A 16649-nucleotide genomic window follows, 5' to 3' on the forward strand; every position below is an offset into this window, starting at 1 on the left:
ATTTAGAATAAAGTCCACTCTGAATGACAGACAATTTTAACTTCAAAATATGAACGGACCATAAGGTCCGTTCTTGTCATAATGAAGAATATAAGTTATCCAAATTATTATAAAGTACTGCTATCGATCACAAAACGATACTTCACATCACCTTTTAACATACGTTCATAAGCTTCATTAATTTGCTCAGCTTTAATTAATTCGATATCTGCAACAATATTATGTTCTGCACAGAAATCTAACATTTCTTGTGTTTCTGCAATACCACCAATCATTGAGCCAGCAATTGCAGCACGTTTACCAATTAAGATCGACACATTTGGTGATTGATGTGGATCTGCTGGTACACCGACTAAAGTCATTGTGCCATCACGTTTTAACAATGCAGTGAAGTTATCCAGATTGTGAGAAGCAGCAACCGTATTTAAGATAAAGTCAAAGCTCTTATAATGTTTTGCCATCTGTTCTGGATCTTTAGAGATCACCACTTCATCAGCACCTAATTTATGTGCTTCCGCTTTCTTAGATTCAGACGTTGTGAAAGCAACTACATAAGCCCCCATAGCGTGAGCAAGTTTAATCCCCATATGGCCTAAACCACCAATACCAACAACCCCTACTTTTTTACCTGGTCCAGTATTCCAGTGACGAAGTGGTGAGTAAGTGGTAATGCCCGCACAAAGTAAAGGCGCAACTGCGGCTAATTGATCTACACTGTGTTTAATTTTTAATACATAGTGTTCATCAACCACAATTTGTTGTGAATAGCCACCCAATGTATGACCTGGGGCATCTTCAGTTGGACCATTATATGTACCAACCATATGATCACAGTAATTTTCTAGCCCTTCTTTACAGTCATCACATTCACGGCAACTATCCACCATACAACCAACACCAACTAAATCCCCCACCTTAAATTTAGTCACGTGTGGCCCAACTTCAACCACTTTACCGACAATTTCGTGTCCTGGTACACAAGGGTATAACGTACCCGCCCATTCAGAACGCACTGTATGTAAATCAGAATGGCAAACCCCACAATAAGCAATGTCAATTTTGACATCGTGATGTCCAGTAGCACGGCGAGTAATTGTTAATGGTTCTAATGGTTTATCGGCGGCATATGCACCATATGCTTTAGTCATATTTTCACTCCTTAGAAAATAGTTGAGAAATAACGATACTTGTTAAATCAAAGCTATGTTACGATAATTATTATTTCTATAAAATTTATTAATTAGAATTTCATAATTTCTAAGATAGAAACCATGTTAAATAAACTTGAAGCGTTAAAAGTATTTTGTGTCGCGGCAGAAACGTTACAATTTAAAGAAACTGCAAACCGTTTAGCAATTTCACCACCCGTGGTTACACGCATTATTGCAGAATTAGAAGATCATTTAAGTGAACCTTTATTTCAACGGAATACACGACAAATTAAATTAACTGAATTTGGTCAGCAATTCTTGCCACAAGCGAAGCAGTTAGTAGAGGAAACAGAACGGCTCTTCGCTCCGACTCGGCGACGACATAATCAGGACATGGCAGGATTAGTGCGGATTACTTTGCCGGAATTACCTGATCAAGAAAATATTCTACAAGAGTTACTGCAAGCGATCTCACCTTATCCAGAACTTATTATTGATTGGCAACAAAGTGCTGTTAGAGTAAATGCAATTGAAGCACAAATTGACTTAGGTATCCGTATTGGGAACTTTTCAGATGGCAGAATGATTACCCGAAAAGTCGGTGAAGTCACTGAAAAAATTGTCGCAACACCAACATTGCTAGCAAACTATGGCTATCCAAAAGATATTATAGATTTACAAAAAAATTTCCCTTTAGCGGCTGTTTTTGATAGTAATACTGGACGAGTTTGGAGTTGGTATCTCAATGAACATTTACAGTTTACGCCAAATCGCCCACAGTTTATTGGTAGTGATGTAGAAATTACCTTACAGGCTATATTGGCTGGAAAGGTTATAGGTTATCAAGTGGATTGGTTGGTTGATCCCTATTTGTCTAATGGTGAATTGGTTGAATTATTTGCTGAAATACCAAAGTACCGTTGGCCAGTATATGTTTATCGCCCACAAAGAACAATTACACCAACTCGGGTAAAAGTTGTGTTTGATCTATTAGTAGAGATTATTGGAAAACGATTTAAAGCAAAACCTCATACTAAATAAAGTATGAGGTTTGAAATGAGCGCTAAAATTTTTTGAGGTATCTAGAATTTTAATTATTTTAAAATTTCATCAATTTTTGCAGATGCTTGTGCCACTGCTTCTTCTGCTTTATAAGCAAGTCCTTCAACATGAATCACATCAACATTGCTTAAACCAACAAAACCAAGCGTTTGTTTTAACCAAGGTGTTAATGTATCAAATTCTGTTCCAGCGTATTCACCACCACTTGTTACAAAGGCAAATACAGGCACATTTGGTAATAAACCTTTTGGACCATTTTCATCATATTGGAAAGTCACACGTGGACGAGCAATATAATCAATATAGGTTCTAAAGGTAGCCGGTGTTGTGAAGTTATAACGTGGTAAACCTAACACAATGTAATCAGCATTTTTTAATTCTGCGATTAATTCATCCGCTAAAGCGATTGCTGCATGTTGTGCTGCAGTATCTGCAACGCCAGCACGAATTGCTGCCACAGTTTCACTATTTAAAAGCGGAACAGGATTCGCATCTAAATCACGATCAACGATGTTTACTTCAGACCATTTTGCTTTTGTTTTTGCAATAAATTGATCAATAAGCTGATTTGAAAAACTCTTTTCACCATTTACAGAGGTGCGTAATACTAAAACATTACTCATCAAGAAACTCCTTCTATTGTTTATTTCTAAGGTTATCTAAAGCCCAAGCGCCACTACCCGCTACTGCAATATAAAGATAGATAAAGCAGAATAAGACAGCAGCTTCACCACCATTCAGTAAAGGAAGTAAGAAAGTTGAAGCGGAAGCGTGACCGATAAAATAAGCAAATGCCATTTCACCTGACAAAATGAAAGCTACAACTCGGGAAAATAAACCAAGTACTAATAAAATACCACCGACAAGTTCTAGGATACCAGCAATTCCTATCATAGAAAAAATCGATAAACCATCAAACATTGCTACATGAGGCAAACCCAATAATTTTGCACTGCCATGTAGTAAAAATGTGTATCCTGCCACGATACGTAATAACCCTAATCCATAGCTAGGTAAACTGTTTGTACTACTCATAAGTTATCCTTTTCTTATTACTGAACGAAAACGTGGCTTAGTATATTGATTTCTATATTGGAAAACGATATTGTTTTTGGAAAAGCATTATTTCTTAATGGGAAACAATAATGGATACATTACAAAGTATGAGAATTTTTCGCCAGATTGTAGAAAGCGGTAGTTTTAGCAAAGCAGCAGATCAGATGGATTTATCAACCTCTATGGTGAGTAAGCATCTATCACATTTAGAAAATTACTTACAAGCGAAGTTATTAAATCGAACTAGCCGTAAATTAAGCTTAACCGAAATGGGCGAACAATATTATCAACGTTGTATTATTGCATTAGATGATTTAGAGGAAGCAAAACAAATTGTAAGTCAGGGCACGATTCATCCGCAAGGAACATTAAAAATTACAATGCCCGTTTGGTTTGCTACACAACCCTTTGCTAACTTGTTAGCAGAGTATCGCTGCCGCTATCCTAAAGTGAATTTACAGCTTTCATTAGACAATCACCATGCAGATTTAGTGGGACAAGGGTTTGATTTAGCATTAAAAGTGACAACCCATTTATCAGATAATTTAATTGTTAAACCGATTGCAAGTATCGCTTTTCACTGGGTAGCTAGCCCACAATATTTAACTGAGTTTACGAAGCAGCCACAACAATTATGGGATCAGCATAAAGGGTTAGTGCCGACTTATACACATTTGGAGCATCATTTTACAGATACGATTGCCAGTGATAATACCCTAATGCTGTATCAATTAGCGTTAGCAGGACAAGGTGTTGCTTATTTACCTAGTTATTTGTGCGATGATGCTGTGAGAAATGGCAAGTTACAGATTATTCCCCATCCAGCTAACCGTAATCATACGCTTTATGCTGTCTATATGAATCGAGAATTTATGAGCGCAAAAGTACGTAGTTTTATTGATTTTATTGCAGAAAATTTTGCAGGCGTGGTAGAAAAGGAATATCACTTTTGATTGGTAGTTATATAGCTAATTTTTTCTAATCTATCTATATCTCTCGACATCTCCCCTACTCCCTCTTCACAAGTGAAGAGGGGAACCTCTTGATGAAAAAGCTCAGTTAGTGATTTTTGACTAGTCTGTAAAGGTACAGCCAGTGATTGTTGGCTAGCTTGTATTAACATTTTAGTTAATCAGTATTAATCATTTTGCAAGACTACATTGGTATGTATCTAATCAGTGTTTATCGTTTTAGCTAATCAAAATTACTTATTTTTAACCATCTATTCCTACCAAAATGTACTAAATACTCTTCAAGTGCATCTCCCCTAACCATCATTTACAAATGAATAGGGGAACCTTTTGGTAAAAAGGCTCAATTCGTGATTTTTGGCTAGCTGTAGTGGTATACTAATTTTGCAGTCTGTAGTGATCCACTAAATTATCAAGCACAAAAAAATACCCCTCTTCAGTAGGTCTGAAGAGGGGTTAGGGGAGATACCGGTGAATGAATTACATCATTCCCCCCATTCCTCCCATGCCGCCCATACCAGCAGCACCTAAATCCGCTTTTTCATCTTTTGGTAATTCAGTTACCATACATTCAGTCGTGATCATTAATCCTGCGATTGATGAAGCGAATTGTAATGCAGAACGAGTTACTTTAGTTGGATCTAAGATACCCATTTCAAGCATATCACCATAAACTTCTGCACCTGCGTTATAACCAAAGTTACCTTCACCTGATTTCACTTTGCTTGCTACCACAGACGCTTCTTCACCTGCGTTAGTCACAATTTGACGTAATGGTGCTTCCATTGCACGTAATGCAAGTTTGATACCTACATTTTGATCTTCGTTTTCGCCTGCAAGTTTATCTGCAACTTTGCTTGCTGCACGAATTAATGCAACACCACCTCCTGGGACGATACCTTCTTCAACAGCGGCGCGAGTTGCGTGTAAAGCATCTTCTACACGTGCTTTTTTCTCTTTCATTTCAACTTCAGTTGCAGCACCGACTTTAATTACTGCTACACCGCCAGCTAATTTAGCCACACGTTCTTGAAGTTTTTCTTTGTCGTAATCAGAAGTTGATTCTTCGATTTGTTGGCGAATTTGCGCAACGCGACCTTGGATTTGTGCTTCATCACCAATACCGTCAATGATAGTGGTATTGTCTTTAGAAATTACAACACGTTTCGCTTGACCAAGATCTTCTAAAGTTGCTTTTTCTAATTCCATACCGATTTCTTCAGAAATCACAGTACCCGCAGTTAAGATTGCAATATCTTGTAACATTGCTTTACGGCGATCACCAAAGCCCGGTGCTTTTACAGCAGCTACTTTCACAATACCACGCATTGTATTCACCACTAAAGTTGCAAGTGCTTCGCCTTCTACATCTTCAGCAATGATAAGTAATGGTTTACCTGCTTTTGCTACTGCTTCTAATACAGGCAACATTTCACGAATGTTAGAAACTTTTTTATCAACAAGTAGGATATATGGGCTATCAAATTCTACTGTTGCAGTTTCTGGTTTATTGATGAAGTATGGAGAGAGGTAACCACGATCGAATTGCATCCCTTCTACTACTGCTAATTCATCTTCTAAACCTGTACCATCTTCAACAGTGATAACGCCTTCTTTACCTACTTTTTCCATTGCTTGAGCAATGATTTGTCCTACTACGCTATCAGAGTTTGCAGAGATTGTACCTACTTGTTCAATTTCTTTTGAAGTTTCGCATGGTTTAGAAAGATTTTTTAATTCTGCAACTACTTCAGCAACAGCTTTATCAATACCACGTTTTAAATCCATTGGATTCATACCTGCGGCAACAGCTTTTAAACCTTCATTAACGATAGCTTGGGCTAATACAGTTGCGGTTGTTGTACCATCACCTGCTGCATCATTGGCTTTAGAAGCAACTTCTTTCACCATTTGTGCACCCATATTTTCAAATTTATCTTCTAATTCGATTTCACGTGCAACTGATACACCATCTTTAGTAATGGTTGGTGCACCGAAAGATTTATCTAATACAACGTTACGACCTTTAGGGCCTAATGTTACTTTTACTGCGTCGGCTAATACGTTCACGCCTTTTAACATTTTAACACGTGCGTCATTACCAAATTTTACGTCTTTTGCTGCCATTGTTTTGCTTCCTTATTCTCTATCTAATTATTCTACAATCGCTAAAATGTCGCTTTCAGAGATGATTAATACTTCTTCACCATCAATTTTTTCTGATTTCACGCCATATCCGTCGTTAAAAATCACTACATCACCTACTTTTACATCAAGCGGTTGTACTTGACCATTTTCTAAAATACGACCTTTACCTACGGCTAACACTTTACCACGCGTAGATTTTTGTGCTGCTGAACCAGTTAAAACGATACCACCAGCTGATCTGGTTTCTACTTCTTCACGTTTTAAAATTACACGGTCGTGTAATGGACGAATATTCATAATAAAAGTACTCCTATCTATGTTTAGCTAAATATATGTGTTTGGGTTACCCCATTTCGACAACGGCTCTAGAAATGGGGATCACTCAATCGCTTTCAAGGGGAAAAGAAGAAAAAATTTTTGCCTTTTTAACCTATAAAAAAAACTAATGAATAAGATAAAAATAACTCCTATTTGGTAAATTTAATTTTATGATCCATATCACAAAATTTGCGAAAAACTCTCTCTATAATAGGCGGCAATTAAGTTATTAAACGATGATAAAAAATAGATTTTTTATTTTCTTATCATTTTGATTTTTATTATAAAATTAAATTAATTGAGGTGTCTTATGAGCGAATTCCGTAAAGAAGTTGATTTACTAGGTGAAAGAGATATTCCAGCCGATGTATATTGGGGAATTCATACCCTTAGAGCGATCAAAAATTTTAATATTTCTAATAATACGATCTCTGATATTCCTGAGTTTGTTCGTGGTATGGTGATGGTTAAGAAAGCTACCGCGATGACTAACGGCGAACTTGGTGCAATTCCACAAAATATTGCTGATGCTATCATGGCTGCTTGTGATGAGATCCTTACAACAGGTAAATGTATGGATCAATTCCCATCTGATGTTTACCAAGGTGGCGCAGGTACTTCTGTGAATATGAATACTAATGAAGTTGTTGCTAACATTGCATTAGAAAAATTAGGCCACAAAAAAGGTGAATATCAATACTTAGATCCAATGGATCACGTAAACGCTAGCCAATCAACTAACGATACCTATCCAACAGGTTTCCGTATTGCGGTTTACAACAGCATTTTGAAACTTATTGATAAAATCCAATATTTACACGATGGATTTGAGAAGAAATCTATTGAGTTCGCTAATGTATTAAAAATGGGTCGTACTCAATTACAAGATGCTGTACCTATGACAGTAGGACAAGAGTTCAAAGCTTTCGCTGTATTGCTTGATGAAGAAATTAAAAACTTACTCAAAACTGCTGCATTGTTATTAGAAGTTAACCTTGGTGCGACTGCAATCGGTACTGCATTAAATACACCAAAAGGCTATACTGATTTAGTTGTGGAAAACTTGGCAAAAGTAACTGGTTTACCTTGTGTAAAAGCAGAAAACTTAATTGAAGCAACGTCTGACTGTGGTGCTTATGTAATGGTTCACGGTGCATTAAAACGTACTGCGGTGAAACTTTCTAAAGTATGTAACGACTTGCGTTTACTCTCTTCTGGTCCACGTGCTGGGTTAAATGAAATCAACTTACCAGAATTACAAGCTGGTTCTTCTATTATGCCAGCGAAAGTCAATCCAGTTGTACCTGAAGTTGTAAACCAAGTATGTTTTAAAGTAATGGGTAATGATATTACTGTGACTATGGCCTCTGAAGCTGGTCAATTACAACTTAACGTAATGGAACCTGTGATTGGTCAAGCGATGTTTGAATCTATCAGCATCTTAACCAATGCTTGCGTAAATCTTCGCGATAAATGTGTAGATGGCATTACCGTAAATAAAGAAGTTTGTGAAAACTATGTATTTAACTCTATCGGTATTGTAACTTACCTCAACCCATTCATTGGTCACCACAACGGTGATAAAGTTGGTAAGATTTGTGCGAAAACTGGTAAAGGCGTGAAAGATGTTGTACTTGAATTAGGTTTACTCACAGAAGAAGAACTTAACGATATTCTTTCTGTTGAAAACTTGATGAATCCAACATACAAAGCGAAATTAAATAAATAATTCCAAATAGACATACACGGTAATGTGTATCACCCCAGACAAGAACCCGTCCCCAAACGGGTTCTTTCTTTTTTAAAACGTTGATGGTTGCATTTTCAATCTCACGCCTTAGAATGAAGCCTTTTGAATTAGATTAATCCGATTAGTGCCTGATTTTTCTTGCGTACTAATCAACATAATTTCATCACTATATCGAGATCACTATGCCACAAATTGCAGACAATCCTTTCGTCCTTGTTGACGGTTCATCTTATCTCTATCGTGCTTATCATGCTAACTTCCGTTTAGGTTTATCCAACTCTGCAGGCGAACCTACTGGAGCGATGTATGGCGTATTGAATATGTTAAAGAGCTTACTGAAACAAGTACAACCTACCCATATTGCCGTGGTCTTTGATGCGAAAGGGAAAACTTTCCGTGATGAGATGTTTGAACAATATAAATCCCACCGTCCACCGATGCCTGAGGATTTACGCCAACAAATTCAGCCCTTGCACCAAATGATTGAAGCCTTAGGCTTACCATTATTAATTGTGGAAGGTGTTGAGGCAGATGATGTGATTGGTACACTGGCTAAACAAGCATCCGCACAAGGTCGAGATGTTTTAATTAGTACTGGCGATAAAGATATGGCTCAATTGGTTGATGATCGCATTACGCTGATTAATACTATGACCAATACCATCTTAGATCGTGAAGGTGTCATTGAAAAATATGGTGTACCACCAGAGTTAATTATTGATTTTCTCGCACTGATGGGCGACAGCTCAGATAACATTCCCGGCGTACCCGGTGTAGGCGAAAAAACCGCACAAGGTTTATTACAAGGTATTGGTGATATTAAGACGATTTATGCCAATCTGGATAAAGTTGCCTCTTTATCGGTGCGTGGTGCGAAAACCTTAGCCGAAAAATTAGTTGCCGCGAAACAAGATGCAGATCTTTCCTATCGTTTAGCCACCATTAAAACGGACGTGGTGTTAGATACCACTTTTGATCAATTAACCTTACGCCCTGAGAATCGTGATCAATTAATTGAATATTATGGTCGTTATGAATTTAAACGTTGGCTGAATGAACTATTATCTGATGAACAGACTAGCCATACAGCTGCGGCGACACCAATCGCTAGTGCAACTATGCCAAAAGCTGCTGTGCATAATACAGTTAGCGTTGAGGTTGATCGCTCTGCCTATCAAACCATTTTAACCGAATCACAATTAGCTGAATGGCATCAGAAATTAGCGAATGCTACGCTATTTGCGATTGATACAGAAACCAATAGTCTAAATTATATGCAGGCAAAATTAGTTGGTTTATCTTTTGCGTTAGAAAATGGCGAAGCTGCATATTTACCATTACAACATCATTATTTAGATTGCCCACCACAACTAGATATCAATCAGGTACTGACTACATTAAAAGATGTGCTAGAAAATCCAGCCATTAAAAAAGTCGGACAAAACCTAAAATATGATGTCACTATTTTGGCACGCCACGGTATCCAATTAGCGGGAATTGCGTTTGATACAATGCTCGAGTCTTATACGCTTGATAGCACAGGTCGCCATAATATGGACGATCTGGCTAAACGCCATCTTAACCACGATACCATTCATTTTGAAGATATTGCAGGTAAAGGCAAAACCCAGCTCACTTTTGATCAAATTGAGATCGAAAAGGCAGCAGAATATGCGGCAGAAGATGCTGATATTACAATGAAATTACATCAAGTGTTATGGCAACAGCTACAACCGCAAACTAAACTGGCACAGTTATTCACTGATGTTGAATTGCCACTATCACAAGTATTAGCACGAATGGAACGTCATGGCGTGTTAATTGATAGCGATTTACTCTATCAACAATCTCAAGAAATTAGTGCCAGATTAATTCAATTAGAACAACAAGCTCACCAATTAGCTGGCCAACCTTTTAACCTTGCTTCAACTAAGCAATTACAAGAAATTTTATTTGAAAAATTAGGTTTACCCGTATTAAAGAAAACACCAAAAGGTGCGCCATCAACTAATGAAGAAGTATTAGAAGAGTTGGCATATGAACACGATTTGCCAAAATTGTTGGTCGAACATCGCGGTCTCAGCAAATTAAAATCGACTTATACCGATAAATTGCCACAGATGATCGATCCAGATACAGGGCGAGTACATACTTCATATCATCAAGCCGTTACCATTACTGGTCGTTTATCTTCTTCTGATCCAAACTTACAGAATATTCCAACACGCAGTGAAGATGGACGTAAAATTCGCCAAGCCTTTATTGCACCAAAAGGTTATAAAGTGGTGGCAGCTGACTATTCACAAATTGAGTTACGGATTATGGCTCACCTCTCTGGTGATGCTGGGTTAGCTTATGCCTTCTCACATGGTTTAGATGTTCACCGCTCTACCGCAGCAGAGATGTTTGAAACGCCAATTGAACAAGTAACGGCTCAACAACGCTATAGCGCTAAAGCGATTAACTTTGGTTTAATTTATGGAATGAGTGCTTTTGGTTTGTCACGTCAGCTTGGCATTCCTCGTAACGAAGCCCAAACGTATATTGATCGCTATTTCCAACGCTACCCAGGTGTAAAACAATTTATGTCTGATATTCAAGAACAAGCGAAACAACAAGGTTATGTAGAAACATTGCTTGGTCGCCGCTTATATTTGCCAGAAATCACCTCAAGTAATGCGATTCGCCGTAAAGCCGCAGAACGTGTGGCAATTAATGCGCCAATGCAGGGTACCGCAGCGGATATTATCAAAAAAGCAATGATTGATCTCGATCGCTTAATTACTGATAAAGAGGACATTCGTATGGTAATGCAGGTTCACGATGAATTAGTATTTGAAGTAAAAGAAGAGAAAGTCGCTGAATATCAAACATTAATAAAACAAGTAATGGAAAATGCAGTGAAATTGACTGTGCCTTTAATTGTGGAAGTGAATTCAGGGGATAATTGGGATCAGGCACATTAAGCGATAAAAAACTACTATAAGATAAATAAGGTTTTACCTAAGGCAAAACCTTATTTTTTATTGGATTACAGTAAATAACTTGCTGCTTTAACGACAATTTTTACTGCATTTTCTTCGGTAGCTTTCATAGTAGCTTCATTCGGGATCTCTTGTTGAGTACGATTTACAATCGCGCCCGCAACCATACCCGCACGTAAACCTAAAGCTGAACACATAGTAAACAAGGTCGCAGATTCCATTTCAAAGTTCATCACATTAAGTTCTTGCCACTGTTTTAATGAGCCTTGGAAACGACGCCAAACTTTACCAGAATAGGTATCGTAACGTTCTTGTCCCGGATAGAAGGTATCTGATGATGCTATAATCCCAACATATGTCTTATTAGGATTTAACTCTTGTGCAGCACGATACAATGCAGTGGTACATTCAAAGTTCGCAACTGCTGGGTACTCTAATGGTGCAAAGTGTTGGCTTGCACCATCTAAACGTACTGCACCAGTGGTAATTAATACGTCACCAACATTGATATCTGGCTGAATTGCACCTGTCGTACCGATACGCAAAAATGTTCTTACACCTAATTGTGCAAGCTCTTCCACTGCAATCGATACTGATGGTCCGCCAATACCCGTTGAACACACAACAACGGCTTTACCATTTAAATAACCTAACCAAGAGGTAAATTCTCTGGTAGCCACTAAAAATTTCGGATTATCTAATAATTTAGCAATCACCGGAACACGCTCTGGTGCACCCGGAACAATCGCTAAACTCGCTCCGTCTAAATCACTTTTTTAAGACCTAAGTGAAATACATCCGACATAATGCCCTCCTTTATTATGGTTTTATATCTCGGAGAATAGGATTTTGCATCGAAATTAAGGTTTCAGTTGATTGAATTTCATCAATTAGCTGAATTTTCGTTGCTAATACGTGATGTAACTCTTCGATAGTATGAGTCATCACTTTAATAAAAATCGAATAATTTCCTGTGGTGTAATACGCTTCCACAACTTCATCAAATTCTTGCAGCTTAGCAATGACTTTTTCATAATCTTTTGCACTTTTTAGAATAATGCCGATAAAACAACAAACATCATAGCCTAGTCGTCTTTCATTAATTTTAACTTTGGTCCCTTCAATAATTCCGGATTGACGCATTTTTTCGACTCGGACATGAATTGTTCCCGGACTTACGCCAAAATTTTTTGCCATTTCTGCATAAGGTGTACGTGCATCTTGTGTTAAAACACGCAAAATTTGTTGATCAAGGTGATCAATAGTGCTGATTGGTTGCATACTTGTCCTTTTAGACTGTGGAATTTTAGATATTATATAATTTATAGACACAAAAAATAAATTTCTTCTAATGATAAGAAGCTTTCATCGCAGTTTCAAGATAAAATCCATCCGCTAGGGATGGATTCCAATAAAAATGTGAAGTGGATCAATCTTTTTTCGTTGGCAACCGTTATTCCAAACTAAAAAGATCTAAACGTTTAACACGTTGTGGTAAATCTCCGCTTAATCCTGTCGCTTGTGCAATCAACTGCTGTTTTACTGGTAATAACTTATCTGTGACTGACATTCCAATGCCACGTACTAATTTCTTCAACGGAAAATCGCCAGCGAAAAGATCCTTAAAGCCTTGCATTGCCACCAACATTTTCATCGCCTCTGTTTTCCGCCAACGTTCATAATGACGTAAATGACGATAAGCACCGATATCTTTATCTTGTGCTAAGTTAGTTTCAATTTCTTGTGCTAACGCTAATGCATCCATAAAGCCAAGATTAACACCTAATCCCGCCAATGGATGGATAGTATGGGCAGCATCACCAATTAAGGCGATACGTTGCTGAATAAAATCGCGTGCAAATCTCGCTCGCAATGGATAAACATGACGTGCACTCACTACTCGACACACTCCTAATTGAGTATCAAATGCTGTCGCTAATTGACGGTTAAAACTCTCTTCATCACATTCAGCCAACGTCTTAGCTTTAATTGGATCCTGCGACCAAACAATCGAGCTTAAATTAGGTTGATGTAAAGGTAAAAAGGCTAAGATTGAATCTGGGGCAAAAATTTGTCGGCATATCTGTTGGTGAGGTTCAGTCGTTTCGACATTACACACTAAAGCAGAATGTTGGTAATCCCGAAAATTTAATGGAATTTTCATCTGCTCTCGTAACCAAGAGTTTGCACCATCTGCACCAACTACCAATTTTGCGACGAGGATTTCGCCATTAGCTAAGGTTAATACGGCATTTTGTTCATTGACGCCCAGTGCTATTGGAGTGGCTAATACAAACTCTGCGTTCGGCTGTTGTAATACCGATTGATATAATACCTGACGAATAATTGGATTTTCTACGATATGTCCAAGATGACTGATACCTAAGTTTTGCGTATCTAATTCAATCCGTGCAAAGCTATCTTTTTCCCACACCTGCATTTTGGCATAAGCTGTTGCTCGCCAATCTTGAATCTGTTGCCACACACCAAATTGGCGTAACATTGCTTCCGAAGAAAGATTTAATGCACTGACGCGGTTGGCGATCTGTTCTAGCTGAAATTGCGGTTGTTTCGCTTCTACTATCGCAATCGAACACGTAGTGTCTTTTAATGCTTGCGCTAAAGCAAGCCCCACCATACCACCACCAATAATGACTATATCAAAACTTTTCATTAAATCCGTCCTAACGTTGGTTGCACAAAAGTATGGCGTAATGTTGCACACTGGCTGAGGGAAATTAGCCCAACATGACGTAATACTTGTAAAGGAAGTAATTCATTACTAAAAATTTGTACCAAATTGGTTGTTAAGCCAATAATCCGCTGTTGATCCTGTAAACGTTCCGCCTGATATTGCTGCAACATCTGATCAGAACCAATATCCTCTGCCTTGACAATCGCCTCTGCTAATGCGAATACATCACGAATTCCAAGATTAAAGCCTTGCCCTGCAACTGGGTGTAGAGTTTGTGCTGCATTACCTACTAACGCAAAACGCTGACCAACATAGGTTGCACTGCGTTTTACCTTTAATGGATAAGCATAACGTTTACTCACTGACTTAAATTGCCCCAAACGCCAGCCAAAACTTTGCTGTAAATGCGTTAAAAATTGTTGATCATCTAATGCTAATAACGTTTCCGGTGTTTTTGTACAAAATACCAATGACATCATCTTATCTGCCATTGGTAACAATGCGATCGGTCCTTCAGGCGTAAACCGTTCAAACGCTCGCCCTTGATGTGCTTCACTGACAACAACATTCGCAATAATCGCACTTTGCTGAAAATCATATAACTCTTCACTTGCGATCCCAACTAACTGAGCAAGTTGTGAGTCTGTTCCATCAGCAGCGACTAAAATGCTTCCAGTTAAACAGCGTTGATCATCAAGTATTACTTTAACTTGATCTGATGATACGGTGATTTGTTCAATAAAATGTGGACAAAATAATTCAATATTCGGATATTGGATGAGTGCCTGCGCAAACGTATTTCCCATATCCTGTAAAGACACCACTACGCCAAGCTGCGCTAAATGCAACTCTTCCGCATTAATCTCAACAATACCTGAATGCCCTCGCTCAGAAACGTGTACTTGCTTAATGGGTTCAGCAAATGATTGTATCTGTTGCCAGAGTGTCGTTTTATCATTGACCTTAATGCGATTTAGTTTACGACACGTACCATCTGATAATGCAACACAACGACTATCGAAGCCTACTCCTTGCTGTTGCGATCGTTGACGTTTCTCAATCACCGCAATTCTCAATTTAGAAGCAGAAAATGTGTTCAATGCTAAGGCTAAAGTTAGCCCATTCATTGCCCCACCGCCAATAATCACATCGTAGTGTTGCTGTTGCATAATTAATCCTGTTGTGCCATTAAGGCTTCGATTTCATCTATCTCTTTTGGTACCGCAGCAGTTAAGACTTTATTACCATATTCAGTAATTAGCAGATCGTCTTCAATACGCACACCAATTCCACGATATGCTGCTGGAATATCGTCTGCATTTGGAATATATAATCCCGGTTCAACCGTTACTACCATTCCCGGTTGTAAGGTACGGGTACGATCTTCGCCATAACCGCCCACATCATGTACATCTAAGCCAAGCCAATGTCCTAGACTGTGCATATAAAAGCGGGTGTAGGCTTTTTCAGCAATTAATGTATCGACATCACCAGATAAAATACCTAAACGGACTAATCCAGCTACTTTAATTTTCAATACTTCATCATTCGCTTGTTTAATTGAATTGCCATTGACTAATAATTCGATTGCTCGTTTTTCTGCGTCTAAAACAATTTGATAAATTTCACGTTGTGCTGGACTAAATTTGCCATTTACTGGGAAAGTTCGTGTAATATCGCCGGCATACATTGCAAATTCACAGCCAGCATCAATTAACACCAAATCCCCATCTTGCATTAATCGATCATTTTCTGTGTAGTGTAGAATACAAGCATTATCTCCACTAGCTACGATTGATGGATAGGATTCCCATCTTGCCCCAAAGCGATTAAATTCATGCAAAATTTCACTCGCTAACTCATATTCAAAACGTTGTGGACGAGCCTGTTTCATTGCTCGGATATGGGCTAATGCAGAAATTTGCCCCGCTTGTTGCATTAGGCGAATTTCATTTTCAGATTTAAATAAACGCATCTCGTTTAAGATTGGTCGCCAGCAAACTTGGCTTGTTGGAGTTTTAATTCCTTGCCGTTGTTGTGTACGCATATGGGATAAGGTTTGTCGTACAATTTCATCACCCCAACTTTGTACTTCTTCTGCATGATAAAGGGTGGTTAAACCATTCAGTAATAGTGGTAATTGCTGACGAATATCTTCGATAGAAAATGCGAGATCGATATGTAATGTTGTTGGCGCTTTCTCTACCCCTAGGCGCCGTCCATTCCATGTTTCCATTAATGGATCGGATGGTCGTAAAAAAAGGATCGTTTCCTCTCCTTTCTCTGTTTTCTTTAACAACAACACCGCATTAGGTTCATTAAAACCAGTGAGATACCAGAAATAGTTATCTTGACGGAATGGGTAATTCGATGATGCGGTACGCAGATATTCCAAATTTGAAAAAACTAATAATCCACTATTCGTTGGTATTTGTGCGAAAACTTGGGAACGGCGTTGTTGAAACTCTTCAATCGGCATCTCTGCCATATAACTTAAATCCACAATAACTCCTT

General features: G+C 38.2%; 13 protein-coding genes and 1 pseudogene. 4 read left to right on the forward strand and 10 right to left on the reverse strand.

The window, feature by feature from the left end:
• Positions 1-107 precede the first annotated feature (107 nt).
• On the reverse strand, positions 108-1148 hold the full coding sequence (locus QV06_RS02700) for an NAD(P)-dependent alcohol dehydrogenase (RefSeq protein WP_065236835.1): 1041 nt from the start codon (positions 1146-1148) through the stop codon (positions 108-110).
• Positions 1149-1271: 123 nt separating this feature from the next.
• On the opposite strand from QV06_RS02700, the gene QV06_RS02705 reads away from it, so the two are divergent.
• Entirely contained in the window at positions 1272-2192 is a 921-nt protein-coding gene (locus tag QV06_RS02705; protein ID WP_065236836.1) for a LysR family transcriptional regulator, read from the forward strand.
• Positions 2193-2245: 53 nt separating this feature from the next.
• On the opposite strand, the gene QV06_RS02710 is transcribed toward QV06_RS02705, so the two are convergent.
• Both QV06_RS02710 and QV06_RS02715 read right to left on the reverse strand, forming a co-directional pair.
• Positions 2246-2836 (reverse strand): FMN-dependent NADH-azoreductase, encoded by a 591-nt coding sequence (locus QV06_RS02710; protein WP_065236837.1) that lies wholly within the window; start codon positions 2834-2836, stop codon positions 2246-2248.
• 13 nt (positions 2837-2849) lie between these two features.
• Positions 2850-3248, reverse strand: a complete 399-nt coding sequence (locus QV06_RS02715) for a DoxX family protein (RefSeq protein ID WP_065236838.1) — start codon at positions 3246-3248, stop codon at positions 2850-2852.
• Positions 3249-3358: 110 nt separating this feature from the next.
• Here QV06_RS02715 and QV06_RS02720 point away from each other — a divergent pair, with 110 nt between their 5' ends.
• A complete protein-coding gene (locus tag QV06_RS02720; protein ID WP_065236839.1) occupies positions 3359-4222 on the forward strand; it encodes a LysR family transcriptional regulator in 864 nt (287 codons plus the stop codon).
• A gap of 498 nt (positions 4223-4720) precedes the next feature.
• Here QV06_RS02720 and groL read toward each other — a convergent pair whose 3' ends face one another.
• Together groL and QV06_RS02735 are read right to left on the reverse strand one after the other, a co-directional pair.
• Positions 4721-6367 (reverse strand): chaperonin GroEL, encoded by a 1647-nt coding sequence (gene groL, locus QV06_RS02730; protein WP_065234388.1) that lies wholly within the window; start codon positions 6365-6367, stop codon positions 4721-4723.
• A 27-nt stretch (positions 6368-6394) separates the two neighbouring features.
• Positions 6395-6685 (reverse strand): co-chaperone GroES, encoded by a 291-nt coding sequence (locus QV06_RS02735; RefSeq protein ID WP_065234389.1) that lies wholly within the window; start codon positions 6683-6685, stop codon positions 6395-6397.
• 331 nt (positions 6686-7016) lie between these two features.
• On the opposite strand from QV06_RS02735, the gene aspA reads away from it, so the two are divergent.
• Both aspA and polA read left to right on the forward strand, forming a co-directional pair.
• Positions 7017-8435 (forward strand): aspartate ammonia-lyase, encoded by a 1419-nt coding sequence (gene aspA / locus QV06_RS02740; protein WP_065236841.1) that lies wholly within the window; start codon positions 7017-7019, stop codon positions 8433-8435.
• Between the two features lie 203 nt (positions 8436-8638).
• Positions 8639-11422: a DNA polymerase I gene (gene polA / locus QV06_RS02745; protein ID WP_065236842.1), complete on the forward strand. Its 2784-nt coding sequence runs from the start codon at positions 8639-8641 to the stop codon at positions 11420-11422.
• Positions 11423-11487: 65 nt separating this feature from the next.
• On the opposite strand, the pseudogene udp reads toward polA, so the two are convergent.
• From udp to pepP, 5 genes and pseudogenes are all read right to left on the reverse strand, one after another.
• Positions 11488-12245 (reverse strand): annotated as a pseudogene (udp, locus tag QV06_RS02750) (uridine phosphorylase).
• Positions 12246-12259: 14 nt separating this feature from the next.
• Positions 12260-12712, reverse strand: coding sequence for a transcriptional regulator AsnC (gene asnC, locus QV06_RS02755; protein WP_156541923.1), 453 nt, complete (start codon positions 12710-12712; stop codon positions 12260-12262).
• A 181-nt stretch (positions 12713-12893) separates the two neighbouring features.
• Positions 12894-14114, reverse strand: a complete 1221-nt coding sequence (locus QV06_RS02760; protein ID WP_065236843.1) for an FAD-dependent monooxygenase — start codon at positions 14112-14114, stop codon at positions 12894-12896.
• Entirely contained in the window at positions 14114-15304 is a 1191-nt protein-coding gene (gene ubiH, locus QV06_RS02765; protein ID WP_065236844.1) for a 2-octaprenyl-6-methoxyphenyl hydroxylase, read from the reverse strand. Before ubiH ends, QV06_RS02760 begins: the two co-directional genes overlap by 1 nt.
• 2 nt (positions 15305-15306) lie before the next feature.
• On the reverse strand, positions 15307-16638 hold the full coding sequence (pepP, locus tag QV06_RS02770) for a Xaa-Pro aminopeptidase (protein WP_065236845.1): 1332 nt from the start codon (positions 16636-16638) through the stop codon (positions 15307-15309).
• Positions 16639-16649: the final 11 nt, after the last annotated feature.

This window comes from Gallibacterium genomosp. 3 (assembly GCF_001678475.1).
GTDB classification, from domain to species: Bacteria; Pseudomonadota; Gammaproteobacteria; order Enterobacterales; family Pasteurellaceae; genus Gallibacterium; species Gallibacterium faecale.

What these genes read in the sequence shown, in the direction of transcription:
- QV06_RS02760 (WP_065236843.1), bottom strand. Translation starts at nt 14,114, where the DNA reads ATGAAAAGTTTTGATATAGTCATTATTGGTGGTGGTATGGTGGGGCTT.
- polA (WP_065236842.1), top strand. Translation starts at nt 8,639, where the DNA reads ATGCCACAAATTGCAGACAATCCTTTCGTCCTTGTTGACGGTTCATCT.
- QV06_RS02710 (WP_065236837.1), bottom strand. Translation starts at nt 2,836, where the DNA reads ATGAGTAATGTTTTAGTATTACGCACCTCTGTAAATGGTGAAAAGAGT.
- QV06_RS02705 (WP_065236836.1), top strand. Translation starts at nt 1,272, where the DNA reads ATGTTAAATAAACTTGAAGCGTTAAAAGTATTTTGTGTCGCGGCAGAA.
- groL (WP_065234388.1), bottom strand. Translation starts at nt 6,367, where the DNA reads ATGGCAGCAAAAGACGTAAAATTTGGTAATGACGCACGTGTTAAAATG.
- QV06_RS02735 (WP_065234389.1), bottom strand. Translation starts at nt 6,685, where the DNA reads ATGAATATTCGTCCATTACACGACCGTGTAATTTTAAAACGTGAAGAA.
- QV06_RS02700 (WP_065236835.1), bottom strand. Translation starts at nt 1,148, where the DNA reads ATGACTAAAGCATATGGTGCATATGCCGCCGATAAACCATTAGAACCA.
- aspA (WP_065236841.1), top strand. Translation starts at nt 7,017, where the DNA reads ATGAGCGAATTCCGTAAAGAAGTTGATTTACTAGGTGAAAGAGATATT.
- ubiH (WP_065236844.1), bottom strand. Translation starts at nt 15,304, where the DNA reads ATGCAACAGCAACACTACGATGTGATTATTGGCGGTGGGGCAATGAAT.
- QV06_RS02720 (WP_065236839.1), top strand. Translation starts at nt 3,359, where the DNA reads ATGGATACATTACAAAGTATGAGAATTTTTCGCCAGATTGTAGAAAGC.
- QV06_RS02715 (WP_065236838.1), bottom strand. Translation starts at nt 3,248, where the DNA reads ATGAGTAGTACAAACAGTTTACCTAGCTATGGATTAGGGTTATTACGT.